25 protein-coding genes and 2 pseudogenes are annotated in these 26,934 nt (G+C 60.0%); 12 read left to right on the forward strand and 15 right to left on the reverse strand.

The window, feature by feature from the left end; all coding sequences use genetic code 11:
- Positions 1–19 precede the first annotated feature (19 nt).
- The 8 genes from GNZ13_RS14115 to flhD form a co-directional block, all read right to left on the reverse strand.
- Positions 20–1,915, reverse strand: coding sequence for a methyl-accepting chemotaxis protein (locus GNZ13_RS14115; RefSeq protein WP_172165132.1), 1,896 nt, complete (start codon positions 1,913–1,915; stop codon positions 20–22).
- Between the two features lie 52 nt (positions 1,916–1,967).
- Positions 1,968–2,504 carry a chemotaxis protein CheW gene (cheW, locus tag GNZ13_RS14120; protein ID WP_172165135.1) on the reverse strand — a complete coding sequence of 179 codons (537 nt, stop codon included), beginning with the start codon at positions 2,502–2,504 and terminating at the stop codon, positions 1,968–1,970.
- 51 nt (positions 2,505–2,555) lie between these two features.
- The gene (gene cheA / locus GNZ13_RS14125) at positions 2,556–4,868 is read right to left on the reverse strand and encodes a chemotaxis protein CheA (RefSeq protein ID WP_172165138.1); all 2,313 of its coding nucleotides are present in this window, start codon (positions 4,866–4,868) and stop codon (positions 2,556–2,558) included.
- Positions 4,869–4,967: 99 nt separating this feature from the next.
- Positions 4,968–5,345 (reverse strand): response regulator, encoded by a 378-nt coding sequence (locus GNZ13_RS14130; RefSeq protein ID WP_172165141.1) that lies wholly within the window; start codon positions 5,343–5,345, stop codon positions 4,968–4,970.
- Positions 5,346–5,429: 84 nt separating this feature from the next.
- Positions 5,430–6,437, reverse strand: coding sequence for a flagellar motor protein MotB (gene motB, locus GNZ13_RS14135; protein WP_172165144.1), 1,008 nt, complete (start codon positions 6,435–6,437; stop codon positions 5,430–5,432).
- A gap of 21 nt (positions 6,438–6,458) precedes the next feature.
- On the reverse strand, positions 6,459–7,319 hold the full coding sequence (motA, locus tag GNZ13_RS14140) for a flagellar motor stator protein MotA (protein WP_172165147.1): 861 nt from the start codon (positions 7,317–7,319) through the stop codon (positions 6,459–6,461).
- Between the two features lie 228 nt (positions 7,320–7,547).
- Entirely contained in the window at positions 7,548–8,108 is a 561-nt protein-coding gene (gene flhC / locus GNZ13_RS14145; RefSeq protein WP_172165150.1) for a flagellar transcriptional regulator FlhC, read from the reverse strand.
- A 51-nt stretch (positions 8,109–8,159) separates the two neighbouring features.
- Positions 8,160–8,480, reverse strand: a complete 321-nt coding sequence (flhD, locus tag GNZ13_RS14150; protein WP_268959154.1) for a flagellar transcriptional regulator FlhD — start codon at positions 8,478–8,480, stop codon at positions 8,160–8,162.
- Between the two features lie 707 nt (positions 8,481–9,187).
- On the opposite strand from flhD, the gene GNZ13_RS14155 reads away from it, so the two are divergent.
- Positions 9,188–10,252 carry a glycosyltransferase family 4 protein gene (locus GNZ13_RS14155; RefSeq protein WP_172165156.1) on the forward strand — a complete coding sequence of 355 codons (1,065 nt, stop codon included), beginning with the start codon at positions 9,188–9,190 and terminating at the stop codon, positions 10,250–10,252.
- Between the two features lie 291 nt (positions 10,253–10,543).
- Here the strand turns inward: GNZ13_RS14155 and GNZ13_RS14160 are convergent, their stop codons facing one another.
- Positions 10,544–10,846, reverse strand: a complete 303-nt coding sequence (locus GNZ13_RS14160; protein WP_172165159.1) for an H-NS histone family protein — start codon at positions 10,844–10,846, stop codon at positions 10,544–10,546.
- Between the two features lie 290 nt (positions 10,847–11,136).
- Here GNZ13_RS14160 and aqpZ point away from each other — a divergent pair, with 290 nt between their 5' ends.
- On the forward strand, positions 11,137–11,877 hold the full coding sequence (gene aqpZ, locus GNZ13_RS14165) for an aquaporin Z (protein WP_172165162.1): 741 nt from the start codon (positions 11,137–11,139) through the stop codon (positions 11,875–11,877).
- A 173-nt stretch (positions 11,878–12,050) separates the two neighbouring features.
- Positions 12,051–12,746, forward strand: coding sequence for a histidine phosphatase family protein (locus GNZ13_RS14170; RefSeq protein WP_172165165.1), 696 nt, complete (start codon positions 12,051–12,053; stop codon positions 12,744–12,746).
- A 49-nt stretch (positions 12,747–12,795) separates the two neighbouring features.
- Here GNZ13_RS14170 and GNZ13_RS14175 read toward each other — a convergent pair whose 3' ends face one another.
- Together GNZ13_RS14175 and GNZ13_RS14180 are read right to left on the reverse strand one after the other, a co-directional pair.
- Entirely contained in the window at positions 12,796–13,617 is an 822-nt protein-coding gene (locus tag GNZ13_RS14175) for a Cof-type HAD-IIB family hydrolase (protein ID WP_172165168.1), read from the reverse strand.
- 89 nt (positions 13,618–13,706) lie between these two features.
- Positions 13,707–14,588: a BadF/BadG/BcrA/BcrD ATPase family protein gene (locus GNZ13_RS14180; protein WP_172165171.1), complete on the reverse strand. Its 882-nt coding sequence runs from the start codon at positions 14,586–14,588 to the stop codon at positions 13,707–13,709.
- A gap of 140 nt (positions 14,589–14,728) precedes the next feature.
- Here GNZ13_RS14180 and GNZ13_RS14185 point away from each other — a divergent pair, with 140 nt between their 5' ends.
- The gene (locus GNZ13_RS14185; RefSeq protein ID WP_172165174.1) at positions 14,729–15,325 is read left to right on the forward strand and encodes a DNA-3-methyladenine glycosylase I; all 597 of its coding nucleotides are present in this window, start codon (positions 14,729–14,731) and stop codon (positions 15,323–15,325) included.
- Between the two features lie 176 nt (positions 15,326–15,501).
- A complete protein-coding gene (locus GNZ13_RS14190; RefSeq protein WP_172165177.1) occupies positions 15,502–15,927 on the forward strand; it encodes a hypothetical protein in 426 nt (141 codons plus the stop codon).
- 127 nt (positions 15,928–16,054) lie between these two features.
- On the opposite strand, the gene rpsU is transcribed toward GNZ13_RS14190, so the two are convergent.
- Complete coding sequence (gene rpsU, locus GNZ13_RS14195) at positions 16,055–16,267, reverse strand: 30S ribosomal protein S21 (protein WP_006050883.1); 213 nt, start codon at positions 16,265–16,267, stop codon at positions 16,055–16,057.
- A gap of 358 nt (positions 16,268–16,625) precedes the next feature.
- Positions 16,626–17,566: pseudogene (locus GNZ13_RS14200) on the reverse strand (aldo/keto reductase).
- Between the two features lie 267 nt (positions 17,567–17,833).
- Here GNZ13_RS14200 and GNZ13_RS14205 point away from each other — a divergent pair.
- The 3 genes from GNZ13_RS14205 to GNZ13_RS14215 all read left to right on the forward strand — a co-directional run bounded on the left by GNZ13_RS14205 (position 17,834) and on the right by GNZ13_RS14215 (position 21,545).
- A complete protein-coding gene (locus GNZ13_RS14205; RefSeq protein WP_172165180.1) occupies positions 17,834–19,255 on the forward strand; it encodes a flagellin N-terminal helical domain-containing protein in 1,422 nt (473 codons plus the stop codon).
- A 147-nt stretch (positions 19,256–19,402) separates the two neighbouring features.
- Positions 19,403–21,226: a flagellar filament capping protein FliD gene (fliD, locus tag GNZ13_RS14210; protein ID WP_172165183.1), complete on the forward strand. Its 1,824-nt coding sequence runs from the start codon at positions 19,403–19,405 to the stop codon at positions 21,224–21,226.
- A 19-nt stretch (positions 21,227–21,245) separates the two neighbouring features.
- Positions 21,246–21,545: a flagellar protein FliT gene (locus GNZ13_RS14215; protein WP_172165186.1), complete on the forward strand. Its 300-nt coding sequence runs from the start codon at positions 21,246–21,248 to the stop codon at positions 21,543–21,545.
- A gap of 74 nt (positions 21,546–21,619) precedes the next feature.
- Here GNZ13_RS14215 and GNZ13_RS14220 read toward each other — a convergent pair whose 3' ends face one another.
- On the reverse strand, positions 21,620–22,315 hold the full coding sequence (locus GNZ13_RS14220; RefSeq protein WP_172165189.1) for a WbqC family protein: 696 nt from the start codon (positions 22,313–22,315) through the stop codon (positions 21,620–21,622).
- A 708-nt stretch (positions 22,316–23,023) separates the two neighbouring features.
- On the opposite strand from GNZ13_RS14220, the gene GNZ13_RS14225 reads away from it, so the two are divergent.
- On the forward strand, positions 23,024–23,845 hold the full coding sequence (locus tag GNZ13_RS14225; RefSeq protein WP_172165192.1) for a class I SAM-dependent methyltransferase: 822 nt from the start codon (positions 23,024–23,026) through the stop codon (positions 23,843–23,845).
- Positions 23,846–24,064: 219 nt separating this feature from the next.
- On the opposite strand, the gene GNZ13_RS14230 is transcribed toward GNZ13_RS14225, so the two are convergent.
- Complete coding sequence (locus tag GNZ13_RS14230; RefSeq protein ID WP_216674839.1) at positions 24,065–24,511, reverse strand: metallophosphoesterase family protein; 447 nt, start codon at positions 24,509–24,511, stop codon at positions 24,065–24,067.
- 745 nt (positions 24,512–25,256) lie between these two features.
- On the opposite strand from GNZ13_RS14230, the pseudogene GNZ13_RS14235 reads away from it, so the two are divergent.
- The 3 genes and pseudogenes from GNZ13_RS14235 to GNZ13_RS14245 form a co-directional block, all read left to right on the forward strand.
- Positions 25,257–25,680 (forward strand): annotated as a pseudogene (locus GNZ13_RS14235) (DegT/DnrJ/EryC1/StrS family aminotransferase); the annotation flags it as partial.
- Positions 25,681–25,806: 126 nt separating this feature from the next.
- On the forward strand, positions 25,807–26,118 hold the full coding sequence (locus tag GNZ13_RS54240) for a GNAT family N-acetyltransferase (RefSeq protein ID WP_407945632.1): 312 nt from the start codon (positions 25,807–25,809) through the stop codon (positions 26,116–26,118).
- Positions 26,115–26,900, forward strand: a complete 786-nt coding sequence (locus tag GNZ13_RS14245) for a phytanoyl-CoA dioxygenase family protein (protein ID WP_172165199.1) — start codon at positions 26,115–26,117, stop codon at positions 26,898–26,900. The genes GNZ13_RS54240 and GNZ13_RS14245 overlap by 4 nt, the downstream gene beginning before the upstream one ends.
- The last annotated feature ends 34 nt before the right edge of the window (positions 26,901–26,934 follow it).

The following is a 26,934-nucleotide window of genomic DNA, read 5'->3' on the forward strand; positions in this document are numbered from 1 at the left end:
CATGTCTTTGTGCCACTTCCTAGAACGTTTCCCAGTCCGCGTCCGATCCTGCCGTCGCAGCGCCTGCCTGGGCCGGACGTGCTGCGGATTCGGATGCGGCGCGGGCCGTCTTCGGTTTGAGAGCCGGTTCGACACGTGTGGTGCCGGCCGCATGGGTGGCAGAAGCCGGTGCTGCATGAGTTGCATGTGCCGCATGTGTTGCCGTGCTTGCCGCCTTACCTGCTGCCGGGTGCGCTGCAGTGTGTGCGGGCGCTTGCGCCGCTGCCTTTGCCGACTGCGCGCGCTGGCTGCCGCTCTTGCTGCCGTTCGGACGTGCAGCAGCTTGCGGGCGGGCCGCCGTCACAGTGCTGCGCGCCTGGCCGCCGGCCACCTTCCAGCCGTTCACCACCGTTTGCAACTGGCGCGTCTGCTCTTCGAGCGAAGCCGCCGCAGCCGCAGCCTGTTCGACCAGCGCGGCATTCTGCTGCGTCACTTCGTCCATCTGCACGACCGCGCGATTCACCTGTTCGATGCCGCCCGACTGCTCTTCGGAAGCCGCGCTGATTTCGCCCATGATGTCGGTCACGCGGCGCACCGCCTGCACGATCTCGTCCATCGTGGTGCCCGCGCGGCCGACCAGCGCCGAGCCGCTTTGCACCTTGTCGACCGAGTCGCCGATCAGTTCCTTGATTTCCTTCGCGGCGCTGGCGCTGCGCTGCGCGAGGCTGCGAACTTCGCCCGCGACCACCGCGAAACCGCGGCCCTGCTCGCCTGCCCGCGCGGCTTCGACCGCCGCGTTCAGCGCGAGAATATTGGTCTGGAATGCAATGCCTTCGATCACGCCGATGATGTCGACGACCTTGTTCGAACTGGTCGCGATGTCCTGCATCGTCGTGACGACCTGGCTCACCACGTCGCCACCGCGCGTCGCGATATCCGACGCATTGACAGCCAGCTGGCTCGCCTGGCGCGCGTTCTCAGCGTTCTGGCGCACGGTGCCGGTCAGTTGCTCCATGCTCGACGCCGTTTCCTGCAGCGACGCGGCCTGCTGCTCGGTGCGTTGCGAGAGATCGGTGTTGCCCATCGCGATTTCGCGCGCGCCCGTGTCGATCGATTCGGTACTGCTGTGAACCGCCTTCACCATCGTCGCCATGCTGTCCTGCATCCGCTTGATGCCGGCGAACAGGCGGCCGATTTCGTTACGGCTGAATACTTCGATCGTCTCGGACAGATCGCCCGAGGCGATCCGTTCGAAGCACGCCGTCGCATCGTTCAGCGGCTGCACGATCAGGCCGCGCAGTGCAAAGCGGATGCCCACCACCACCAGCAGCGCGAGCACGGTGACGCCGATGATCAGCGTCGTCATCAGCGAGATATTCGATTGCGCGCTCGCCTGCTGATCTACCGCGTGTTGCTGCAGCCCCTTGATGACGGCGGACGCAGCGTTGTCGTACGCAAGGAACACCGGGGGGATCTTGGTATCGGCGATCGCGTGATAGGCCGCCGGATCGTTCGCGCGCAACGCGGCGAACTCCGGATCGACGCCGTCTCGCGTCAGGGTCGCGCGGCGCGCCGTCAGATCGTCGACCAGCGCCTGGTCAACGCCGTTCTTCGGTGCGTTGAGAAACGCCTGCCAGTTCTCGTTTGACTTGCCGAGCAGCACCTGCGCACGATCGAGCGCCGTCTTCGCCTGCTCGGCGTCGCCAGCGGTGCTCAAGGCGGTGACGCGGTCCAGCGTCACGCGCGAACGCAACAGGTACGCCGACGCCTCGTCGAGCGCGTGAATAGCGACCAGGTCGCCGCGCGCAATACGGTCGAGCGACTGGCTCGCGCCGTTCAACGCGGTTAGACCAAGCGCGCCGACCACGACGGTCAGCGCAACCAGAATGATCCCCACCATCGTCAACGATGTGCGAATCGACCACCTGCTCAGCATCTTGGCGCCCCCTTTCCAGTCTCTCGTTCGTGCAACAGTCGCTTACTGATGTTTAAGCGCTGAGGTTTTCGATCAGCGCCATTTCGCGGCTGGTCATCAGCTTCTCGATGTCCATCAGGATCAGCATGCGGCCGTCGACGGTGCCCAGCCCCGTCAGGTACTCGGTCGTCAACGTGGCGCCGAATTCCGGCGCCGGCATGATCTGGTCGGTAGCGAGCGTCAGCACGTCCGACACACCGTCCACCACCATCCCGACCACGCGATGCGCGACGTTCAGGATGATCACGACGGTCTGGTGGTCGTACTCGACGCGGCCCAGATGAAACTTGATACGCATGTCCACGATCGGGACGATGATGCCGCGCAGATTGATCACGCCTTTGATGAACTCAGGCGCATTGGCGATACGCGTCACGTTGTCGTAGCCGCGGATTTCCTGCACCTTGAGAATGTCGATGCCGTACTCTTCGGCGCCGAGCGTGAAGACGAGGAATTCCTGACCGCCGGCGTCTGCCTGCTGCGCGTCGCGGCGGCCATTCGTACCGCTCGCGTTCGCGACGCTCGAATTGATGGATTGGACTTCTGCCACGTTAGCCCCCAAACGGTTGGGATGAAATAAGTTGAGTGAGTTCTACGAGTGTCATGCGAGGCTCATCGCGCCATGCGCGTGGCGGGTTTCCCGGTTCAGCGCCGCCACGTCCACGATCAGCGCGACACTGCCGTCGCCGAGAATGGTTGCGGCGGAAATGCCGTGCACCTTGCGGTAATTCGTTTCCAGATTCTTCACGACCACCTGCTGCTGCCCCACCAGCTCGTCGATCAGCATCGCAAAACGGCGCCCTTCGGTTTGCATGATTGTGACGATGCCCTGCGTCGGTTCCTGCTTGGCGCCTTCGACGGTGAACACTTCATGCAGCGCGACGAGCGGCAGATATTCGCCGCGCACGCGCACCACGCGTTCGCCGTTCGCCACCGTATAGATGTCCTCGGCTCGCGGTTGCAGCGACTCCATCACGAAGTTCAGCGGCAGAATGAAGATCTCGTTGCCGACCTTGACCGACATGCCGTCGAGAATCGCCAGCGTGAGCGGCAGAACGATGCGCGTGGTGCTGCCCTTGCCCGCATGCGAGGTGATTTCCACGTGACCACCCATTGACTGGATGTTCCGCTTCACCACGTCCATGCCGACGCCACGGCCCGAGACGTCCGTGACCTGTTCCGCCGTCGAGAAGCCCGGCAGGAAGATCAGGTTCCAGACTTCATCGTCGCTCATGCTTTCGCTGACCTGCATGCCCTGCTTTGCGGCCTTCGCGAGAATCTTGTCGCGGCGCAAACCGGCGCCGTCGTCGCTTACTTCGATGACGATGTTGCCGCCGTGATGCGCGGCCGACAGCACCAGCTGGCCGGTCGCATCCTTACCCGCCGCACGCCGCGCTTCCACGGTTTCAATGCCGTGGTCGAGACTGTTGCGCACGAGGTGAGTCAACGGGTCGATGATCCGTTCGATGAGGCTCTTGTCGAGTTCGGTCGCCTGACCGAAGGTGACGAGCTCCACTTCCTTGCCGAGTTTCGCCGCCAGATCGCGCACCAGACGCGGGAAGCGGCTGAACACGTAATCCATCGGCATCATGCGGATCGACATCACGGCTTCCTGCAGATCGCGCGCGTTGCGCTCGAGTTGCGCCATGCCGTTGAAGAGGCGATCGTGCAGCGCCGGATCGAACGTGCTGGTGGTCTCGGCCAACATCGCCTGCGTGATCACCAGTTCGCCGACCAGGTTGATCAGCTGATCGACCTTCTCGACGCCAACGCGAATCGAGCTGCCTTCCGCGCCGCCTGCTGCCGCGGCCGGACGCGCCGCTGCCTTACGGTCCTGTTCGGCGGGCGCAGCCACGCTTGATGCTGCGCTGCTCGCCGCTGCGGGTGCAGCGGCGGCGGGCGCCGGGGTAGTCGCCGGCGACGCCGCGGCGTCGAACAGTCCGTGCGTGGCGGCGGCTTGAGCGGGCGCAGCGGTGTGGGCCGCCGGTGCCGACGATGCTGCCTGCTCCGCTTGTACCGTCTGTACTGCTTGTGCCGTCTGTGCCGCTTGCGCCGGGGTTGAAACGGCAGCGTCCGGCGTTCCAGGTTCGCCTTGCTGCGTCTCGTCCGCCGGTGCGGTGCCGCGGCCGATCGAGATCTGACTTTCGTCGATCACGAAACAGCACACGGCGATGATGTCGTCGGAGGTCACATCGGTCTGGAGCCACAGCGTCAGTTCGCCGCCGCTTTTGACCTTTCCGACGATGTTGCCCAGGTTGCCGAGCTCTTCGGCCAGCAGTTCCTGGTCCTTCTCACCTACGCCCCGTAGCGTAATTTTCAGATGGGGGCCGGCTTCTTCACCGGCGCCCGCGGCTTGCCCGGTCTGTGCCGGTTCGCCGTCAGTCCATTCACCCGCCGCCTGCACCGCCTGTTCGACGACATGCTCGGGCGGGGTGCCGCCTTGACCTGCTTGCGTTTGTACCGCTACTGCTACTTCTGCTGCTGGCGCGACTGCCGGTGCTGCTACCGGTGCTCCGCCGTCGCGGCTTTCCGCATTCAATTGTTCGAGCTTCGCGCAGATCGCCCGGGCGACAGCGCCATCCGGCTCGGCGCTCGCGCGATAGTCGGCGAGCTGGCCCGACAACACGTCCTTGGTTTCGAGGAACGTGTCGATCATGTCCTTGCGCAGCACGAGTTCGTTATTGCGCGCGCGGTCGAGCAGCGATTCGAGAATGTGGGTTGTTTCCGTCAGCGCGGTAAAGCCGAACGTCGCCGCGCCACCCTTGATCGAATGCGCCGCGCGGAAAATCGCTGCGAGGTCTTCGGGGTCCGGGTGCGCGATATCCAGATTGAGCAGCAACTGCTCCATCTGCGCGAGCAGTTCGTCCGCTTCGTCGAAAAACGTCTGATAGAACTGAGTGATGTCGAGTGTCATGCCTGGGTCACCGCGAAAGTTCCTGTCTAGGCTTGGGCTGCCGTGCCGCCGCGTCGAGAGCTTCTATAACTTGTGTAAAAAGTGGCGCTTATGGAGCGTTCATGCCTGGTCCGCTTCCGCTAATGCCGCGACCAGCTCGGTGAGCATGTCAGGGTCGAGCGGCTTTTCGATCCAGCCGGTCGCGCCCGCAGCCCGTGCCGCTTCCTTGAACGGCTCGCCCGATTCCGTCGTGAGGACGAGGATGGGCGTGGCCTGGTAAGCCGGGTTGCCGCGCAGTGCGGCGATCAGATCGAGGCCGGTCTTGCCCGGCATGTACTGGTCGGTCAGCACGAGGTCGAACGACATGGCGAGCGCGTTTTCGAGCCCTTCGTTGCCGTCCGCCGCGAGCGTCACTTCATAGCCGGCCGTCGTCAACGTGGCGGCGAGGAGTTGCCGCATCGATGCCGAATCGTCGATTGCCAGAATGTGCCTGATCATGAAAACCTCGCTGCACTTACGCTATGGATCGCCGGGCTGTCCGCGCCACATGGGCGCCGGGTCCGGCCAGGCGATCGCTATCTGTTACTGGGCCGCCGGCGCTATCGTCGGCGCCTTCGGTGCAACCGTTACCGGTTGCGCAAGTCTTTGCAGCAGCGGCTTGGAGCCGGCTGCGTCGTCCGACAGGGTGGTCGTGGTGGAGTCGTCATGGTCAAGCGCCTCCTCCGACTTCTTGTTCAGCACGATGATGCTGATGCGGCGGTTTTCCGGGTCCATCGGGTCCGCCTTGTTCAGGTTCTGCGTCGACGCTAGGCCGAGCACGCGCATCACCTTCGCTTCGTCCATGCCGCCGGCGATCAGCTCGCGGCGCGATGCATTGGCGCGGTCCGCGGACAGTTCCCAGTTGCTGTAGCCCTTCTCGCCGCCGGCGTACTGCACGGCGTCGGTGTGGCCTTGCACGATGATGCGGTTCGGCACGTCGTTCAGCGTGTGGCCGATTTCGCGCAGGATGTCGCGCATGTACGGCTCAACCACGTCCCGCGCGGTCGCGAACATCGGCCGCTTCTGCGAGTCGACGATTTCGATGCGCAGACCGGTCAGCGTCGAGTCGATGCGGATCTGCTGCTTGAACTGGCGCAGCACCGGGTTCGCTTCGATCGCGGCCATCAGCTTGACCTGCAGATCGTGCAGACGGACCTGTTCGCGGCGTTCCAGCTCGCCCTGCAACTGCTTGGCCGAGTCCTCGTTGTTACGGGACGCGGTGCGCTCGGCGCGGCTGTTCGAGCCGTCGGTGGAACGCGTGATGCCCTGCGCGTCGGTCGAAATGTCGCGCCCACCGCCCTTCAGAATGCTCGAGTCCTCGGCGCTGCGATCGCCGCCCCACAGCGTGATCTTCAACGGCTGGTTGAAGTAGTCGGCAATGCCCTTCAACTGCACGGTGGAGGCCGAACTCAGCAGCCACATCAGCAGAAAGAACGCCATCATCGCGGTCATGAAGTCCGCATACGCGAGCTTCCACGCCCCGCCGTGGTGGCCTTTCTTGGCCGGCGCGGAGCGCTTGACGACAATCGCGCGGTCTTTGTCCTTGCTCATCGAATCGGTTCCCGGCGCCCGTTACTTGGCTTTGACGCGGCGCACGTGCTCTTCCAGCTCGGCGAACGACGGGCGTTCAGTCGAGAAGAGCACCTTGCGGCCGAATTCGACGGCAATAGCCGGCGCATAGCCATTCAGGCTCGCGAGAATCGTCACCTTGATGCACTGGAACATCTTGGTCGACTCGGTCACGCGCTGTTCGGCGACGCTCGCGAGCGGGCTGATCAGTCCGTACGAAAGCAGAATCCCGAGGAAGGTGCCGACCAGTGCCTGGGCGATCATCTCGCCGAGCACCGCCGGCGGCTTGTCGGCCGAGGCCATGGTGTGCACCACGCCCATCACCGCGGCCACGATCCCGAATGCCGGCATGGCGTCGCCGACCTTGGTCAGCGCGTGCGCCGGGGCTTCGCCTTCCTGGTGATGCGTCTCGATCTCCTCGTCCATCAGGCTTTCGATCTCGAACGCGTTCATGTTGCCGCCGACCATCAAACGCAGGTAGTCGGTCAGGAACTCGATAATGTGCTTGTCGGCGAGAATCTTCGGGTACTGCGTGAAGATGGGACTCTTCGACGGATCGTCGATGTCGGCTTCCAGCGTCAGCGTGCCTTCCTTGCGTGCCTTGGCCAGCAGGACGTAAAGGAGCGCCATTAGCTCCATATAGACGTCCTTGTTGTACTTCGCGCCCTTGAACAGGGTTGGAATGACGCGCAGCGTCGCCTTGATCGTCTTCATCCCGTTACCGAGAATGAACGCGCCGACGCCGGCGCCGACAATCATCAGCACTTCGACGGGTTGCAGCAGCGCGCCAAGATGACCGCCTTCCAGCATGTAACCGCCGAAAACGGACAAAAGCGTCACGAGTGTTCCCACGAAAATCAGCACTGCCGAGCCCTCACAAAGAAGCGACGGTGACCGTCGTTAATCTGGTTTACGGCAACGGAGCAGAAAACTTTGACGGAAAAGCGGCGCGTCGCTCCGGTGTAAACCAGAGGCGGGTTAAACCAGCCAGGCCGAGCCCGGCATCGGCAGATAGGGCCGGAAGGTCCGCCGAATGGCGGTTGCGAACGTGCATGCCGGGTTGCGAGCCGCGCGCCGATCCCGCCCTGCGGCTCAAGCCGCGAGCGCAGCGAGGCTTTCGCGGGCCCGGGCGTCGGCAAATTTCTTTGTCTTACCTGCGCGCGAAGGCGGCTGGCACAGCCCGCAGACGAAGGCGTGCTGCGGATCGTGCGCATGCGCGACAAAATGTCCGCCGCACCGGCAGCAGGCCGTCATTTGCAGCATTCCGGAGTCGAAGAAGCGCACCAGCGTCCAGGCGCGCGTGAGACTGAGCACGGGCTCGTCGTCGTGCAACTGGACATGTTCCAGATAGAGCCGGTAGCTCTTCACGATCGACTGGATCGTCAGACAGCCGCCGTGGTCGGCCATGAAACGGTAGATGTTATAGAACAGCGATGAGTGAAAGTTCGGCTGCCAGGTCATGAACCAATCGGTCGAAAACGGCAACATGCCCTTGGGCGGCGACACCCCTTTCAGTTCCTTGTACAGCTTGATCAGCCGGTCGCGCGACAGACTGGTTTCAGCTTCCAGCAATTGCAACCGCGCGCCGAGTTCGATCAACTCGATGGCCAAGGTAATTTCCCTGACTTCCTGCACAACACTTTTAGATGCCATCCGCCTGCATTTCCCCCGTCCTGATCGCTTTATTTGAACTACAAGCTGCCATCAGCCGAGTTGCTCGACTGGCTGGCTTGCCATCAGGATCGCGGAATGCGCCTGAGCCACGGCGCTGGATTTGCCTTTGTCCGCCAGGGCGGACAGCACGGCATGGTCATCGAAACGGAAACGGCACAACACCTGATTGGACGCCGCCAGCTTCACGGTCTGCGCCAAAGACAGATTGGCGAGCACGCTGGCTAGCTGGTCCGAAATCCCCATGCGAAACATGCCCATCGGCTTGTCTTCGCGCAGCAAACGTTGCGCGAGCAGGAGATAAGACAGGTTGACTTCTCTGATCTCATTGAGCATTTCGCTTGTCGCGCTCATGATTCCCCCGGGGTGTATCTGGCTGGTCAGGCCGTTACGGAAACGTTTGCTTGAACGCGCGTACTTAAACCGCACGAATCGGCTCGTTTCTGGTCTTGCGAGCATTGTGTCGAAAGGGGGAGCAGACGAAAATCGGACAGACACCCAGCCTGTTTGACGGATTAATCCGTCATTCGTGTAGGAATTTGTCCTACACGGAGGGGATCAGAAAGAAGGCTGTAGCAGGCGAAGCGGCGTGTAGCTTGGGATTCGCGATGCGCTTTGGATAAATCTTCAGCAGAAATGTGAACTAAATGGTGAGTCCTGAGTGACTCACGGCCCGCACCTTGCTGCGGTGAGAAAGAATTATAAGACGTTTTCACTTCTGCACAATGCGCGTGGTGTAGGGTCCGCGCTCCAGTTCCGAGACCGGCCCTTGCTCGTGTTCCCCCAGCGTTTGGATCTCCACCCAGCCCTGCTTCCCGACTATCGGGACAGCCTCCTGCCGACCTGTAACGCATCATGTTTCGCGCTGTAACAACTTTAAGTGTTTGAAAAATAACTCGAATTCGCGCGTCCGATCCTGATAATGCACCTAGGGGATTACCCGGCACAGCTTCGGAACACCCCCGGGCGGCGGCTTACCGCGCCCAACCGTCCGTCAGGCATTCGCTCCTCGCTCTAATTGAGCGCCGCTGTGCGAAGCCGTTTTGAACAGGAGAAAACGCATGCGAATCGCACAAATTGCGCCGTTGTATGAAGCTGTCCCGCCGAAACTCTACGGCGGCACTGAACGTGTCGTCTCGTATCTGACCGAAGCGCTGGTCGACCTCGGCCACGACGTTACGCTGTTTGCGAGCGGCGACTCGGTCACCTCCGCGAACCTCGACGCCTGCTGGCCTCGTGCGCTGCGCCTCGACCCGACGATCCGCGACGCGCTGGCTCCGCATGTCCTGATGATGGAAAAGGTGCGCAGGGTCGCGCATGAGTTCGACGTGCTGCACTTCCACCTCGACTACATGCCGTTCCCGCTCTTCACCACCATGGACACGCCGTTCGTGACGACGCTTCACGGCCGTCTGGACTTGCCGGAACTGCAACCGGTGTTCGACGCATTCTCGAATGTGCCGGTGGTATCGATTTCGGATTCGCAGCGCGCGCCGCTGCCGCAGGCCAACTGGCTGAACACGATTTACCACGGCCTGCCGGAGCAGTTGCTCACGCCGCAGACGCACAAACAGCCGGAATATCTGGCCTTCCTCGGTCGTATCTGTCCGGAGAAGCGCGTCGATACAGCTATCAAAATCGCTGCACAAAGCGGTTTGCCGCTGAAGATCGCCGCCAAGGTGGACAAGGTCGACCAGGAATACTTCAAGAAGGAAATCGAACCGCTGCTCTCCATGGCGCACGTGGAGTTCGTCGGCGAAATCAACGAGGCGCAGAAGCCCGAGTTCCTCTCAGGCGCCAAGGCGCTGCTGTTCCCGATCGACTGGTCGGAGCCGTTCGGCCTGGTGATGATCGAATCAATGGCGTGCGGCACGCCGGTGATCGCGTTCAACCGCGGTTCGGTGCCGGAGGTGATCGACCACGGCGTGACCGGCTACATTGTCGAGGACGTTCAAGGTGCGGTGGCCGCGCTGCAGCGTCTGGACGAACTGTCGCGCACGGAGATTCGCGCGCAGTTCGAACGCCGCTTCAGCTCGAAAACGATGGCTCAGAATTACGTTGACGGCTATTCGGCACTGATCGAAGCGACGCGCCGCCCGGTGCTGCGCCAGGTGGCGGTGGGTTGAGCAACGTTCTTGAGTGGCTGACGTTTTATGCGCTCAGCCGCTTAAGTCGTGCTTCTGCCGCTTACGACGCTTTGCGATTCGCACGCCAATCATGCGTAAGTTTGCCTGGTGAATCGTTTGCGCGAGTGGTTAGCAGGAGTTAACCCGCTTCCACAACGAAAAAGCCGCCCTTCAAGGGCGGCTTTTTTAATACAAGTGTGGATGCGCTTCCATCCCGGATTAGCGCGGCGCGAATTAACAACCCGGCACCGATCAACCTTCAGTTGGCTTTCGCCTCCACCGGCAGGGCATTCAAGCCGCGCCAATCAGAAAGCGTTCGCGATTCTTGCCGACAATCCACTTTGGCGGTTTGCCGCGCCCGCTCCAGGTATTGCCCGATTTCGGATCCTGGTACTTGGCCGGCAGCGGCGCCTTCTTCGGCGGGCGTCCGCGCCGTGCGGCAACCGCAAAGCCGAGGTCTTGCGCGGTCAGACCGTATTCAGCGATCTTTTGGCGGATGTCGGCGACAACATTGTCGACTTCAGTACGGCGGGCTTCATCTGCCTGTGCCTGCAATTTGGCGATCTGCGCCTTGAGGTCTGCATATTGAGACATTTCGGTTCTCCCCTTTTCTAGAACTCATTCGTTCGCAGACTAGCTGTAATTATAAGAATTCGCAATGGACAATAATACCGATTTAGGAAGAAATCATCTGATAATTATTAAACGTCGATGAATTGTAAAATGAGATCTTTATCGCGTAATAATAGGTAAAGGCGGCTCCGCATTGACAATTCTTGACACCTAATCTGGCTGTCTTTCCCTAGAATTGCGCGCTCAAAGGCATGCATCTGCGCTTAGCACTCATGCCACTCCAGGCGTTAAACATTTTAGGATTACCAATCATGCAGTTGTCAAAACGCCTTGCTGCCGAACTGTTCGGCACCTTCTGGCTCGTGCTCGGGGGCTGCGGCAGCGCCGTCCTCGCCGCTAACTTCGCCGGCCCGGTTCACGGTCTGGGCATCGGCTTCGTGGGCGTTGCGCTCGCGTTCGGCCTCACTGTCCTGACCATGGCTTATGCGATCGGCCACATCTCCGGCTGCCACCTGAATCCGGCGGTGAGCGTCGGCCTGACCGTCGCCGGCCGCTTTCCGGCTCGCGACCTGCTGCCGTACATCGTCGCGCAAGTGATCGGCGCGGTGCTGGGTGCGCTGGTGCTGTCGTTGATCGCCTCGGGCAAGCCAGGTTTCGACCTCGTCGCCAGCGGTTTCGCCAGCAACGGTTACGGTGAGCGCTCGCCGGGCCATTACACGCTCTCGGCCGCCTTCATTTGCGAAGTGGTAATGACCGGCTTCTTCCTGTTCGTCATCCTCGGCGCGACCGACAAGCATGCGCCGGCTGGTTTCGCGCCGATCGCCATTGGCCTGTGCCTAACGCTGATTCACCTGATCGCGATTCCGGTCACCAACACGTCGGTCAACCCGGCGCGCTCGACCGGCCCGGCGCTGTTCGTTGGCGGCGCAGCGGTGGATCAGCTGTGGATGTTCTGGGTCGCACCGATTATCGGCGCGGTGATCGCCGGCGTGCTGTATCCGTTCATCGCCGAAAGCCGCCGCGGCAATTCGCAGGAACTGGCGCTCGACTAATCAGCGAGTGCGCCGGGTGTGCCGGGTGTGCCGGGTGTGCGTATCCCAGGCAGTCAAAGCGGGCGCTACGGCGCCCGTTTTGTTTTTGTGCGCACGGTGCGAGCGGCCCAGTGGCCTGCCAAGGGCCCGCTGCTAGAATCGTGCGACTTCCCAAGCTCGCACAGGTACTACCGATGACCCGTTTCCGCGGATTCCTGCATGGCGTCGCACTCTCCATCGGCGGTTTGTGTGCTGGCGTGCTGACGTTACCCGCAGCCCATGCTGCGGACAGCAATACCGAAACGCTCGTATTCGTGCGCCACGGCGAGAAACCCGCCAAGGGTTACGGCCAACTCAATTGCCAGGGGCTCAACCGTGCGCTGGCCTTGCCGGCAGTGATCGCCGCCAAGTTCGGCAAACCGGATGCGATCTATGCACCCGATCCCGGCCAGCAAAAGGACGACGGCGGCCATCCCTATTACTATATTCGGCCGCTTGCGACCATCGAGCCGACCGCCATTCAATTCCAGATGCCGGTGCAAACGCCGTACGGCTTCGCCCAAATCGACCAACTCGGCACGGCGCTCATCAATCCGTCCAATCGCAACAAGCTGATTGTCATTGCGTGGGAGCACAAGCTGATCGTGAAGTTGTTGCGCCAGATGATGAGCACACATGGAGGCAATGCCACCGATGTCCCCAATTGGCAAAGCGACGACTTCGACAGTATCTATATTGTTCGCCTCGACTGGCAAAACGGCACGGCCCACGCCAGTTTCAAGCTTGACCGGCAGGGACTGAACGGCCGCACTGCGGATTGCCCGTGCGCGGCGTTGCCCGGCGCCCCTTCTGTGGCTGCGGCGGGCGCTTCCGCGAGCTCCGCTGATTAATCGGGTAATGCAGATGTAAGCCGCGAGTACGGGCGCGGCTGTCCGTTTTTCAGGACATCAGTTCGTCGTCGAGTGAGAAAAGTTTGCGCAGATGGCGCGCGACGCCCGCTTCGAAGTTGTTGCCGATGCGCGGCACGTCTGGCAGACGCGTGATGAGATCCGGATTGGCGTTGTTCATCATGAACGGATGGCCGGCTGTCTCCAGCAGGTCGATATCGTTCATGTTGTCGCCGAACGCCACGCATTGCGAGGCGGCGACGCCGAGGCGCTTGAGCACGATTTGCAACGCGCGCCCCTTCGATACATTCGACGTCATCACTTCCAGACAATCCGGCAGCGAATAGGTGACGTATAGCGCGTCGCCGAATTCGCGCGCCAGGTTGGCCGAGATTTGCGCGAGATCGGCGGGCTCACCGATGTAAAGGACCTTCGCGATGTCGAGGCCGTCGTGCTTCGGCAGATCGGTTACCTCGTAGGTGAAGCCGGAATCCTGATGGAATTTCAGCAGGTCCGGTGCATCCCGGTCGATCAACCACGCCTGGTCGGCGAACAGGTTGACGATCACACGGCCATGCGCGCCGGTGATTTCAGGCAGCACCAGTCGCTGCACGATGGCGGGAGGCAGATCATTGGCGTGGATCACGGTGTTGTCTGGCGCGTGAATGCGCGCGCCGTTCGACGTGATCAGATACGAGTTGATGCCCAGCAGGTCGCGAATGCTTGCGACGTCGCAGTAGTGGCGCCCCGTCGCGATCACGAAGTGCAGCCCGTCGCTTTCCAGTTTACGCACGGTGGCGATCGTGAACGGGTCCACCTGGTGATCGGCGTTGAGCAGCGTGCCGTCGAGATCCGTGGCAATGACTTTGTACATAGTGTGAGCAGCCGGGCAGCGTCAAAGATCGCATTTTACCGTTGCGCGCCGGATCCGCGAGATCGCACCCGGCGCGCACCCGGCGACTCTCAACCGGCGACGCGAACCGCTTCGCGCTGCGCCAACTGCAAACCGCCGTGTGCCGAGTCCGCCAACGGCTCGCGCAAGCGAGCCTGATAAATCTGCGGCACGTACTCGCGCAAGGGTGCGCCGAGGCCGCCGCACAGCGCGACTGGCAGGGTCGCCGAAGGGTCGAGCGCGGCAATCATCTTGCCCACTTCCACGCCGGCTTCGCCAAGCAAACGCGCGGCGAACGGATGCGTGCGATGCGCGATGACGATCGGCGCGAGCCTTGCATAAGCCGTCTGATTGGCTTCGCACAGCCAGACCACGAGGCTGTCGCGGTCATGCGCACCGGTATGGGAGAGCAGCGCCTGCGCCAGATCGTCGTGGGGCACACGCCCATCGAGCGCCTGCTGGGCGTGCACGATGGCCCGCAGCCCGAGCCAGGCGCCGCTCGCTTCGTCGCCCGACGGGTAACCGAAGCCGCCAGAGGTTCGGCATTCGCCGTTGCCGTCAAGCGCGGCCGCCTGACTGCCGGTGCCAAGCGCGACGACCACGCCGGGAGCACCGCCGTGCGCGCCAAGCAAGGTGGTGTACACATCGCTTTCCACCGCGAGCCCGGCGACCGCTGGCGCCTGCGCGCGAAACGCGGCCAACCAGTCGCGATTATTGACCCCCGCCAACCCGCAGCCGAGTACGCAGCGCGACCAGTCCAGCCGCACGCCGGCACGTGCAAATGCGTCGGCGCAGCCGGCTCCGATGGCCTGCCACGCGCGCTCCACACCGAGGCCCAGACCCGACGGCCCGCTCGCCGCCTGCGCCAGTTCGCGGCCCTGTGAGTCGCCGAGTGCGACGCGCGTACCGCTGCCGCCGCCGTCAATGCCGATCAGAAAGAGGTCTTTATTCATCGAATCGAGTGAGTTCAGGTGGTGAATAACGCATAGCGTGGCAGGTCAGTTTCAATCCGGCAATCGGCCGAATGGCCAGCTTGCAGCACGCACGGCTTCCGCTATGCTGACGGGCGACATGACAACGCGGGAGCGCGAAAGTGACACAGCGATGCAACTGGGTATCGAGCGAAGCGCTCGCACACTACCACGACACCGAATGGGGCGTGCCCTCGCGCGACGATCAGCATTTGTTCGAAATGCTTGTGCTGGAAGGTGCGCAGGCTGGTTTGTCATGGTCGACGATTCTCAACAAACGGACCGGCTATCGCCGCGCATTCGCCGACTTCGATATCGACAAGGTAGCGCGCTTTACGCCCAAACACGTCGATGCGCTGGTGCTGGACGAAAGTATTGTGCGCCATCGCGGCAAGATCGAGTCGGCGATTACCAACGCGCGCGCCGTGCAGCAGATTCAGGCTGAGCACGGCTCGCTCGCCAACTTCGTATGGTCGTTCGTCGATCAGACGCCGATCCAGAACGATTGGGCATCGTATAAGCAGGCGCCGGCATCCACCGAAATTTCGGACGCGCTCAGCAAGGGGCTGAAGCGCTACGGCTGCAAGTTCGTCGGCTCGACGATTTGCTACGCGTTCATGCAGGCGGTCGGTATGGTGAACGACCACGAGGCGAGCTGCATGTGCCGCGCGCGATGCGCGGCGCTCGGCAAGAAAGGACGTAATCGCAAAGCGGGCTGACGTGGCGGTGGGGTCACCGGAAAAGAAAGGGCAAACGAGCGGCGAACGAGCCAAACACGCGAATTGAAGGCTTTTCGCTGTGCTAGTCCGGGTTTCGCTATTTGGCGCGTGTCCGATACTGCCTTTCATGCGCTCGAACAACGAATAACCGCTGCGTAACGCGTGGGAGACCAACCATGAAAAGCCTTAGCTTCCTGACGCATCAGGAGATTTTCGATCAAGCCGTAGACCATCTGCTCAGCCAGCAGCGCGCTGCCTTGCTGCCGCGCGGAGGCGGTGCTTACCGCGGCTACTGCGGCGGCTGCCCGGTCGGCAGCTTCATCAAGCCGCGCGACTACATGACCGCGATGGAAGGCGTTCCGGTGCGCTACATCGGCAGAGCGCCCGCCGAGGTGCCCGCTTACATGGATGCGGGCGTATCTGCGCTTAAAAAGGCGCTCCTGCGCGCCAACCTCAATGTGTACGACCCGGCCACCGTCACTCTGCTTAGTTGCCTGCAAAACGTGCACGACGTGTTCGGCACGTGGGAATGGCATGAGCGTCTGAGTTCGATTGCCCGGCAATTCGGCCTTTCTGCGGAGCGCCTGAAGAGCGCCGCGTAACGCGCGTCCGTGTAGCCGCAAAAGCCCAATGCAAGCGGTACCCCAAAAAATCGGTACCCCAAAAACAAAACGGCGATGTGGCTTCTTTCGAAGCTCACACCGCCGTTCGGCGTGCGAAAAAACGTGCTTAGTGCAGCTTTTTCGGCAGCATCTGGCTGCGCAGGCGCTTGTGCAGGCGCTTCACAGCAGCAGCCTTCTTGCGCTTACGTGCCGTGGTCGGCTTTTCGTACGATTGGCGCTCACGCAGTTCAGCGATCAGGCCATTCTTTTCGATTGCGCGACGAAAGCGGCGAATCGCCACTTCGAACGGCTCGTTTTCTTTCAGAAGAATCGTCGTCATGTAATTCCTAACTCAATCACTTGATAGGGGTAAATTGCGTGGCGGAATACCGCTCACGCGCCGGCCCTCCGGTCGTTTCGATTCATGGCCAGTAACAGGCAAACGCGGGTAGAACCCGGCCAAACCACGAATGAAGCGAGAGGCATAACGGCCACGGAGGCCGGAAAAGAGAGGTGGGGAGTTCACCGCGGAACGCGGACAGACGTAATGCCGAAGCCGCGTCTGTTGCCGTTTCGCCAACCTTTCATCAATGAAAAACATTGACGAAACAGGCAAAGATCTCAATTCACTCCCGATGATATCAGGAAACTCCCCATCCTACCAGGGGTTTAGCGACCGCGCCAGGTCCCGTGGGCGATCAGGCACTCGCCTCATCCAGTTCGCGGATATCGGCGCCGGTCAGTACCAGGTGAACGGCGGCGGCGAGGCTTTTGAGCTGCTCGATCGAGGTCGCGCTGGCAATTGGGGCCGTTACACTCGGACGGGCGATCAGCCATGCCAGTGCGACGGTGGCCGGCGTGCTGCCGTGCCGCTCGGCGACCCGGTCGAGCGCGTCTAGAATCCGCAAACCGCGCTCGTTCAGATACTTCTCGACCCGGCGCCGCGCGCCTTGTTGACCAGATCAACCTGCGAACGGTACTTGCCGGACAGAAAGCCGCTTGCAAGACTCCAGTACACCACCACGCTGAGCTGATTGGCGAGCGCCACCGGCTCGATGTCACGCTCATACTCCGCGCGGTCGTACAGGTTGTACTCCGGCTGCAGTAATTGGTACTCGGGCAGCCCGTGCTGGCGGGACACGGCGAGCGCTTCCTCGACGCGCGCGCCACTGTAGTTCGACGCGCCGATCACCCGTACCTTGCCCACCTCGATCAGCCTCTGATAGGCGCCAAGCGTTTCGGCCAAAGGCGTTTCGGTGTCGTCGTCGTGAGAAAAATAGACATCGATGTAATCGGTTTGCAAGCGCCGCAGCGAATCTTCGACTGCCGCCTGAATGTTCGCCGCAGACAAGCCCTTGCGCTGCGGGTGCTTGGAAACCTTGGTGGCGAGCACGATCCTGTCGCGCTTGCCGCTCTGCCTGAACCACTTGCCGATGATGGTTTCCGATTCACCACCCTGGTTGCCCGGCGCCCACGCGGAATAGACATCGGCGGTATCGATGAAGTTGAGCCCCGCGTCGACAAATGCATCCAGGATAGAAAACGAGGTGGTTTCATCAGCGGTCCAGCCAAATACATTGCCACCGAACATAAGCGGCGCGACCTCCAATTTGGAACGTCCAATCCGGCGCTTTTGCATGATTTCTCCAGGGTTTGCCACAAGAGAAAAAGAGAATACGCCGTCTTTTCGATACCTGCAGTGGATCTCCCGAACAAGGCTGCAAGCGGCTCACGGGCGAGCGGCGCCCCAATCGACCCGAAAAACAATTGGGTCGCTATTGCACAAAGTCCCTCAAGTTTTTTTTAGACGAGCCGTCAACCTTCACTGAGGCGGCCAGCAATGAACGAGTGCTTCCGCCGATGCCAATGTGGCGTTTTGGGCTCAAGGCTTATTTAGGAGATTTTCATGCTCGGAATCAATAGCAACATCAACTCGCTGGTTGCACAGCAAAACCTTAACGGCTCGCAAAGCGCCCTCTCGCAAGCCATCACGCGCCTGTCGTCGGGCAAGCGCATCAACAGCGCGGCTGACGACGCAGCAGGTCTGGCAATCTCGACCGGCATGCAAACGCAGATCAACGGCCTGAATCAGGGCGTGTCGAATGCGAATAACGGCGTGTCGATGATCCAGACGGCATCGAGCGGTCTTGCACAGATCACGTCGAGCCTGCAACGTATTCGCCAACTGGCGGTGCAGGCATCGAGCGGTGGCTTGACGGCCGACAACCAGGCCGCGCTGCAGCAGGAAGTGGCACAGCAGATCTCCGAAGTGAACCGGATCGCGTCGCAGACGCAGTTCAACGGCCAGAACATTCTGGACGGTTCGGCAGGCAGCGTGTCGTTCCAGGTCGGCGCAAACGTCGGCCAGACGGTCAGCCTGAACCTGACGCAAAGCCTGTCCTCCTCGTCGCTCGGCGGCGGCAAGGTACAGGCAGGTGCCACCCTTGGCTCGATCGCTGTGTCGGTGGATTCGAGCGGCGCAGCATGGGTCAACGGTACCAGCACAGGCAATGAGATCACCCAGATCAACGTGCTGTCCAATGGCAACGGTGGGTACACGTTCACCGATCAGAACAACCAAGCGCTTTCAACGGCCGCAGGTGGCGCTGTCCAGACGCTGTTTGGCGCAACACCGACCGTCGGCACGCTCACTGCAACCACCACTGGCGCGTTGAATCCGGCGACGGAACTGACTGCCATTAACACCAACAACGTTGCCGGCGTAACCGCAGGTACGGTGCTGGGTACGATTGGTGGTATCAGTGTCAACCCGACGACCGGCGCGAACATCGCAGGCGCCAGCCCGGCGAACGCGATCACGTCGATTACGGCGAAATCGGATGGTAGCGGTAACGTTGTCTTCTTTGATCAGAACGGCAGCCAGTTGTCGTCCGCAGCGACTGCCGCCATCTTCGGCACGTCCGGCAACAAGGGTACCGCCGCGACGGCTACGGTCGCTTTCGCAGGGGCGCCGGCCAGCAACTTCGGCACGATCTCGGCCAACAACGCGCCGCCGACGGTGTCGAACATCAACATCAGCACGACCAGCGGCGCGAACCAGGCGATGGAAGCCATCGACAACGCGTTGACCACGGTCAACAACATCCAGGCAACGCTGGGTGCGGCACAAAACCGCTTCACGGCCATCTCGACGACTCAGCAAGCCCAGTCGACCGACCTGGCAGGGGCGCAATCCCAAATCCAGGACGCCAACTTCGCACAAGAAACGGCGAACCTGAGCAAGGCGCAGGTGCTGCAACAAGCGGGTATCTCGGTGCTGGCACAGGCCAACTCGCTGCCGCAGCAAGTTCTGAAACTCCTGCAATAAGGCTTCACGTAGTAACGGCATACGCGTCGAGCGCATAGTGCGACGCGTATGCGATAGTTTCGGTTTTGCGGGAGGCTCAGCCTCCCGCACTGCGTTCTGAACCAACACCCTAAGCTTGACTGACTCACCGACGCACGGAGCCGCTCCATGTCAACCGTCTCGACGGCATCATCCACGACTGCCACCAATACAACCGCGAGCACCAATGCCGCGCTTCAGCAGGCCGCACAGTCGATCATCAGCGGCTCGACCGGCAATTCGTCGCTTGATGTCTCGTCGCTGGTGACCGCACTTGTCAACGCGAAGGTGGCCGGCCAGACGTCGGCATTGAGTGCGCAGCAAACCAGCGACAATACGAAAATCTCGGCGATCGGCACGCTCCAGGCGGCACTGTCAGCACTGCAAGCCAGCGTGGCCAACCTGGCGAACGGCAAGACGCTGGCGTCGTACACGACGACCACAAGCGGAACGGGCCTTACCGCAACCGCCGGCGTAGGCTCCGTGGCAGGCAGCTATTCGATTGCGGTCTCGCAAGTCGCGGCGGCACAGACCATTTCCTCGAGCGCCTTCAACGCCACTACGCAGATCGGCACCGGCACGTTGAACGTCTCGCTCGGCAGCCAGTCGATGAGCGTCAACATCGATTCAACGAACAACACGTTAAGCGGCATTGCCTCGGCGATCAACTCCGCGACCAACAATCCGGGCGTCTCGGCAACCGTCGTCACCGGCACGGACGGCGCGCACCTCGTGCTGCGTTCCACGGCTACCGGTTCAGCGAACACGATCAGCGTTTCTTCGAGCAGCGCAGGCCTGTCGAGCCTTGGGGTGACATCCTCACCCGTGCTCACGTCGGGCACGTTCGGCGCGACCAAGGAACTCGGTAGCGGCACGATGAATGTGTCGCTCGGGGCTAACTCGATGACCGTCAATATCGCTTCGCCGGCGGATACGTTGACCGACGTCGCAAATGCGATCAACAGCGCGAGCGGCAATCCGGGCGTGAAGGCAAGCGTCGTCACCACTTCGAGCGGCGACCAGCTCGTGCTGACCTCGACCAACGGCAGTTCGAGCCCTATCAGCGTCTCGACGAGCGGCGTGACGATCGATCAGGGACTGTCGAGTCTCAGCAACATGGTCGCGACTTCGTCGGTCACTTCTGCGGCAGGCGGCGCATGGACCCAGACGCAGTCCGCACAAGACGCACTCTTCACCGTGGACGGTACGCCGGTCAGCAGTTCCACCAACACGTCGACGACGGCAATCGCCGGCGTCACCCTGAACCTGACCGCCGCGGCGCTCGGCACCACCTCGTCCTCCGGCGCGACCGTCGGCAATACGCAGACACTGAGCATCACGTCCGACACGAGCTCGCAGGCGACCGCAATCACCAATTTCGTCAGCCTGTACAACACGCTGGTGACGACAATGGGCACGCTCACGTCGTTCGACAGCACGCAGGCGCAAGGATCGCAGAGCGGCCCGCTGCTGGGCGACTCGATGGCCAATACGGTACAGAACACGCTTTCGAATATTGTCAGCGGTGGTGTGAAGAATGGTAATAGCTCCCTCACACTCGCCTCGATCGGTATCACATTGAATCAGGATGGCTCGCTGACGGTCGACAACACGGCGCTGAACACCGCATTGACCAGCTCGCCGGCGACCGTTGCCTCGCTGTTCAACACGACGACCGGCATCGCCGCGCAGTTGAACAACAGCATCACGAACTTCACGCAGACGGGCGGTATCATCGCCACCGAGACAACTGCACTCAAGACGGACCTTGCCAGCATCGCCACGCAGCAAACGGCCCTCACCAACTACACAGCGCAGTTGACGAGCCAGTATCAGGCGCAGTTCACGGCCCTCAACACCTTGATGGCGACGATGAACAACAACTCGCAATACCTGACGCAGTTGTTCGGCGGCACCAACAGCGCGGGCTCGATGGCAACCAACAAGAACTGATCGAAAGGAACCGTTCGGTATGAACCAGACATCTTCAGTCGAACACCTGCTCTCGATGACGCAGGAAATCGGGCATGCAGCGTCTCTCGCCGACTGGCCGGAGGCGGCCCGCCTGACGGAAGCACGCTCGTCGCTGCTGATGGCGTTGAGCGCGCAGCAGGAGCTCGCCACGCTCGAGATGATCCGCAAGATCCAGGCGATCGATGCCGCCATCCTCGCGGACGCGAAAGCGACCCAGATCGAACTGGAAATCGAATACGAGAAGGCGATCGGTCGGACGAAGGCAGCCCAACAGTATCTGCGCACGGCCTGCGGCTGAATCGGAAGGATTGCGGGCCTGCGGAGATCTGGGCGCAGAGCGCGACGTAACTGCGCCTCGGCGACCCAGCGTGCCTAAATCACGTCATACGCATCGAGCATCGACCTGACAACATCAATATCATTGAACATGACGACGTCAATGATCGAGAGCCACGGCACGAAATCGTTGGCGAACTGCCGGTACTCAATTGGCCTCGATTTAATAAATCCGAGGTCGATTCCGTTCTGGCGGAAGGCCTCCTTTGAATACAACTCCATTCCGCCAATGGCATTGATGTAAGTGGTCGCGCCCAGGGCCCGACATATCGCCATTACTTTGTCCTGCGCCTTCAAGGCATGATCGATGTCGATAGATGAGGAAACGAGAATTTTAGCTTTAATATCCAGACGCTCAACCACCCTATCGATCGAGTGCTTTATAAAAGCAAACAAATTGGCTTCGTTAGGCAATAGAAATTCGTTGAGCATAGAAAATCCTTGCCTAAAGTTCGGCGCTCTGCAATAGGCAGCCTTCAACTTATTGAGCAGCTTGTCTACATCGAACTCGGGAGCCAGCTTACGCTCCACGACATTGAGATAATCCGAGTCCTTTTTTAGCGGAACGCTAAAGTAGACGCCCTCTCCATTCGACAGAAATCGATTTCTGTTGAACCAGCCACTTTTGGTATATTTTATATTGTCGTAGACGACAAAGACATCCACCGCCTTTATCAGCTGGAAATATCCGATATACGGCAGAAAATAAGGTTGCATAATGGCTACTTTCATCGAACCTCCACTATCAGAATCTGACAATCAAAACGAAACGTAGATGTACCCAAGTGCCGGAGCAGTGCAATGACTCAACGGCAAAACAGGCTCGTCGCAACGACAACGTGCTCCAATTCATCAATTCGTCTGTTTGAAGTTGTCGTGCAGCATACAGGATGGCTGCGTCCTGACAAACGGGAAACAACACGTCATTTCCGTCTTTATTTGCACTATCCGCAGGAACGATGCACTAGGGCGCCATCCAGCAGAGTGCGGACAGGGATGCCCATTCGCCGATGTACTTCGCGCGCACCGTCTCAATTCCGGTAATGGAATCTTGTTCGCAGGTCGGTGCCGTATCGCGGCGCGCGGCACCTATGTCGAGCCCCTTCGGCCGGACAGTCGCGTGAGTGCGCGTTGCGCGCGTGAATCCAGCGAAGCCGCGCCGACAACGGGGGCCCGGACGTTACGAAATGAAGGGCTTTTCGTCCTCTGATCGACAGATCGGCGGTCCCTCTGTGAATCAAACTTCCGGTTGGTATGCTTCGATCGCTGGTGGATAGGATTGGCAGACGCGACTCGATGGCGGCGGCGCCATCTTGCCCAAACGCGTGCTGCATCGCGCCAAAACCGCGGCGCTGACCCCACCGGCTGATCACCAGTCAGCGCCAAACGGTGGAGAGATCGTGCGGTTAGAAAAAACTATTGTGGAAAGGAAATAGGGAAATGAATTGCATAATTTGCGAATCCGACAGCGACTACTATTTCTCGAAGACATATACTGAAAGTCCCTTCGCCGAATTCATGAGGCCGATTGGCACTGTGGATTATCACAAATGCAGGCATTGCGGCTTTGTTCTGTCTGGAACACATAGCGCACTGGATCAGAAGATATGGGACGAACTAAACAAACACTTTCACCACTACATAGAGAACCCGGACAACGAAACCAAGGGAAATCAGCCGCCGTACGCCGAGCAGGCGATCATGCTGTCGTTTCTCGGTAAAAATGACGTAATCAGCCTGGACAGTGTGGTTGACTATGCCGCCGGATATGGCACCTTGAGCAACATACTGTGGAAATACTACGGCCTTAAGGTGCCCATATTTGACCGCTATGTGCAAGGCGACAATTCCGGAAGATACATTGATCGCGCTGACCTTAGGCGTTACAAGACGGTTATCAATTCAGCAATGTTCGAACACGTTTTGCGGCGAGAAGATCTGGACGCAGTAAACGGCATGGTCGATCAAGATGGATCTTTGATCATACATACAGTCGTTTGTGAAAAAATTCCAGACGATCCCAACTGGTTTTATTTGCGCCCACCTGTGCACACGGCATTCCACACTAACAGAAGTATGGAGATACTGATGGAGCAATGGGGTTACCGCTCGTCCATATATTGCCCGCCAGCCAAGTGCTGGGTGCTTCTGCGCGAGAAAGGCGCAGACGTTAACAGGAAGATCGCCTCAATCAATCGCGAACTGCAAAGCACCTGGTTCCATTGCAAAGATGGTTTTGTGGACTACTGGAAAGGGTTTTAACGGATCATCCCCATGAAGCGTGCTACGGCCTACCAGATCGGGGAGCGCAGTCGGGTCATCGCAGGATCTGTTCTGTAGCAAGTTTCGCGCAGCGTCCGCGCCGCCGTATTTTCGAGGCCGCCGCGCGCGCGATCCGCCTCGAATTCCGCGTGGGAGTCGCGCGACGAGTAGAAGATGTTGCCGCGCGAATCGTAGTCGACGACGTTAGTGTGGCAGAAGTTAGCTCTCAACAAGCCGCTGCAGGTTGCGCGCGCCTGTTTTCAGACCACCGTAGTAGTTGTCGCTGAAACCCGCAGCGTCCATCAGGTCGAACACTTTCTGCATGTCGTACTCGACGCGATGCAGCGAGAATTCGCTTGACTCGTACACCGCGAACGCCACCCATGGGTCGCCGTCTCTCGGCTGCCCCACCGAGCCGGGGTTCCAGTAAACCTTGTCGCCGAAGCACTGGGCGGTCTGCAGATGCGTATGACCGGATACGAAATAACTTCCCTGCACCCGCTCGAAATAGTCGACAGTCGGCTTCAGGTATTCGTCGATGGGGTCGTGCCACCCACCATGAACCATCTTGATTTCACCGATGCGCATCTGCACGGGAAAGGTTCGCAACCAGTCCAAATGCTCGATCTCGATGATTGTGCGTTGATACGCAAGGCAAACGTTCACGCTACCTGGTTGACGTGAATTGGCGCGAATTTACCTTTCCCTATGGCGGCGTGACCACGTCCCGCCATGCGTTGTGGATGGGTGTGCCCACTGTCTTCGGAGAAACGCGCTACACGAGGCACATTGCCGTACTGCACGTGGATCAATCAGGGCGACGTTATCGTCAAGAAGGGCGTCGCCGCTTCATGCGAACTAGTAGTTTGCTGTTGGATGGATCATGGACGACTACGTTGGGTCGTACGGTGATAGACCTAAGAAAGTCAGTGACGAATTCTTGAACAACTACCTCCCTGACATTTCTTGCGCGTTCATTCTGGGAGCAGCATTCTTCATCCGCAGAAGATAGCGATCCGAATACGGGGCATGGGAATATTTTTCAAACTACAAAGAGACCCGCGCTACACGATCGCTCGATCCCCATGTCATTGTCCCGGAAATACGCTCATGGGTTCCAAACTGTCGCTCTCGTCGCCATCTGGCAAGAGAGTCACGCTCTCTCGGCGCGCGTCGCGATCCCGCAAAGAAGCGTGCTTTTTCGCCTCATTTCGATGCATCGGCATCGAAACTGAGGCCACATAATTCAACAAGATCGCCACACACCGTTGTCAAAGTGACGCCCCACGGCGCCGTTGTTCGCACACGAGTTCGCCTTTCATCGACGCCGGTTGACCCTTGTTATCCGTCCCCGCCGACCACGCCATGCAACTGGCAAACACATTGTCCGCCGCCCGCAAGGGAGCGCTAAATGAATAAAAATGCATCGCTTCGCGTGATCCCATCATCTGAGAGGGAAAGCATCTACGTGACGCAGCCGCACATGCCGCCGCTTTCCGAGTTCATCCCTTACCTGGAGAACATCTGCGACAGCAAAGTCCTGACCAACGGGGACCCGTTTCACCAGCAGCTCGAAAAAGCGCTGGGAGAGTATCTCGGCGCGCAGCATCTCTCGCTATTTGTCAACGGCACGCTGGCGCTCGTCACGGCGCTGCAGGCGCCGCGTATCACCGGCGAAGTCATCACCACTCCATATTCCTTCGAAGCGACTGCGCATTCGTTACGTTGGAACGGAATCAAGCCGGCGTTCGTCGACGTCGAGCCGAATACACTCAACCTCGATCCCTCGAAAATCGAAACCGCCATCACGCCGCAAACCACGGCGATTCTGCCATCAAGAACCCGATGCGACGCCGAGGCTCACCATCATGTACGAAGAAATCTGCAAGCTCATCTTGTGCGAACAGGGGCGCGACGCAAGCTTCATAGGGGGCGCTCTGGATTCGTACATGGAAAAGCTCATGTCGAACGCGGAGTTCTTTCTTCATCTCGACAAGGGTTTGTGCCGGGGCTTCATTGCCTACTACTGCAATGACGAAACCACGCTGACGGCCTACGTAACACTGATTCTGGTAGCCCCGGAAAGCCGGCGAAGCGGACTCGGGCATTTGCTCATCAATTCAGTCATTGAGCGGGCCAGAAGTAGAGGATTCCGGGCTTGCCGTCTGGAGGTCAACTCAAGCAATCTCGCAGCACAGGCGTTCTACGGAAAACTGGGCTTTTATTCAATCGACGATCGTGCCGGAAAAATCTTGATGGAGTCGAAATTATGACGGCGGATATTATCGACTTTGATAGCAAGATCAAGACGCGAGGATGGGCCCTTTTTCCTGATTCCCTTCCAGCCGACCTGGTTCGCGAACTGCGACGCGACAGCCTCAAGTGGATAGATATCTGCGCCGGCCATCAAATCGCCAACAAGATCAATCTTGCAGGGGACGGCACTGGGCACAACGCCATCGGCGGCGGTGACAGCATCGATGCGTTCATCGACCTGCATTTGTTCCACCCGTATTTGTCGCATTTTTTTTCTTGCAAGCCGTATATTCTGCATGCGTGCAACCCGGTTGGAGGCTTTCCGAATCTGGTGAATTATGTTCACAGGGTGCATCGAGACGTTGCGACCTATATCCCAATGTTCAACATGCGTATGAATATGCTCGTGATGCTCGACGAGTTCACGATCGAGAATGGCGCAACCAGAGTGTTGAGCGGTTCACATTTGATGTCCGAACAGCCCAGCGACGAAGAATTCGAGCGAGGGAGCGAGCCGATCTTGGGAGCGGCGGGATCGATCTTATTGTTCAACTCATACCTCTGGCACAAAGGAACGCTTAACTCCACACAGGAAAACAGGGTTGCGCTGACGCTTAGCTTTGGGCCGGCATTCATCAAACCGCAGATGGACTACGCAAGAATGCTCGGAGAGTCCAGGGGACGACAGCTATCGGAATTAACCCGGCAGTTACTGGGCTTCAATTCAAGAGTTCCAGTGAGCCTAGCAGAATGGTACAAGCCAAAAGCAGAAAGATTGTATTTGCCCAATCAGGGCTAACCCATTTCAAAGATATTTCCATGACAGCCACGCG

Source organism: Paraburkholderia elongata, from assembly GCF_013177735.1.
GTDB lineage: Bacteria > Pseudomonadota > Gammaproteobacteria > Burkholderiales > Burkholderiaceae > Paraburkholderia > Paraburkholderia elongata.

Coding starts and splice junctions, on each gene's coding strand:
- GNZ13_RS14160 (WP_172165159.1), bottom strand. CDS start 10,846: ATGTCTCAATATGCAGACCTCAAGGCGCAGATCGCCAAATTGCAGGCA.
- GNZ13_RS14175 (WP_172165168.1), bottom strand. CDS start 13,617: ATGTACAAAGTCATTGCCACGGATCTCGACGGCACGCTGCTCAACGCC.
- fliD (WP_172165183.1), top strand. CDS start 19,403: ATGTCAACCGTCTCGACGGCATCATCCACGACTGCCACCAATACAACC.
- flhC (WP_172165150.1), bottom strand. CDS start 8,108: ATGGCATCTAAAAGTGTTGTGCAGGAAGTCAGGGAAATTACCTTGGCC.
- flhD (WP_268959154.1), bottom strand. CDS start 8,480: ATGAGCGCGACAAGCGAAATGCTCAATGAGATCAGAGAAGTCAACCTG.
- GNZ13_RS14225 (WP_172165192.1), top strand. CDS start 23,024: ATGAATTGCATAATTTGCGAATCCGACAGCGACTACTATTTCTCGAAG.
- GNZ13_RS14180 (WP_172165171.1), bottom strand. CDS start 14,588: ATGAATAAAGACCTCTTTCTGATCGGCATTGACGGCGGCGGCAGCGGT.
- GNZ13_RS14155 (WP_172165156.1), top strand. CDS start 9,188: ATGCGAATCGCACAAATTGCGCCGTTGTATGAAGCTGTCCCGCCGAAA.
- GNZ13_RS14115 (WP_172165132.1), bottom strand. CDS start 1,915: ATGCTGAGCAGGTGGTCGATTCGCACATCGTTGACGATGGTGGGGATC.
- rpsU (WP_006050883.1), bottom strand. CDS start 16,267: ATGACGACGATTCTTCTGAAAGAAAACGAGCCGTTCGAAGTGGCGATT.
- GNZ13_RS14245 (WP_172165199.1), top strand. CDS start 26,115: ATGACGGCGGATATTATCGACTTTGATAGCAAGATCAAGACGCGAGGA.
- GNZ13_RS14205 (WP_172165180.1), top strand. CDS start 17,834: ATGCTCGGAATCAATAGCAACATCAACTCGCTGGTTGCACAGCAAAAC.
- GNZ13_RS14215 (WP_172165186.1), top strand. CDS start 21,246: ATGAACCAGACATCTTCAGTCGAACACCTGCTCTCGATGACGCAGGAA.
- GNZ13_RS14220 (WP_172165189.1), bottom strand. CDS start 22,315: ATGAAAGTAGCCATTATGCAACCTTATTTTCTGCCGTATATCGGATAT.
- motB (WP_172165144.1), bottom strand. CDS start 6,437: ATGAGCAAGGACAAAGACCGCGCGATTGTCGTCAAGCGCTCCGCGCCG.
- aqpZ (WP_172165162.1), top strand. CDS start 11,137: ATGCAGTTGTCAAAACGCCTTGCTGCCGAACTGTTCGGCACCTTCTGG.
- GNZ13_RS54240 (WP_407945632.1), top strand. CDS start 25,807: ATGTCGAACGCGGAGTTCTTTCTTCATCTCGACAAGGGTTTGTGCCGG.
- GNZ13_RS14170 (WP_172165165.1), top strand. CDS start 12,051: ATGACCCGTTTCCGCGGATTCCTGCATGGCGTCGCACTCTCCATCGGC.
- GNZ13_RS14130 (WP_172165141.1), bottom strand. CDS start 5,345: ATGATCAGGCACATTCTGGCAATCGACGATTCGGCATCGATGCGGCAA.
- cheA (WP_172165138.1), bottom strand. CDS start 4,868: ATGACACTCGACATCACTCAGTTCTATCAGACGTTTTTCGACGAAGCG.
- GNZ13_RS14190 (WP_172165177.1), top strand. CDS start 15,502: ATGAAAAGCCTTAGCTTCCTGACGCATCAGGAGATTTTCGATCAAGCC.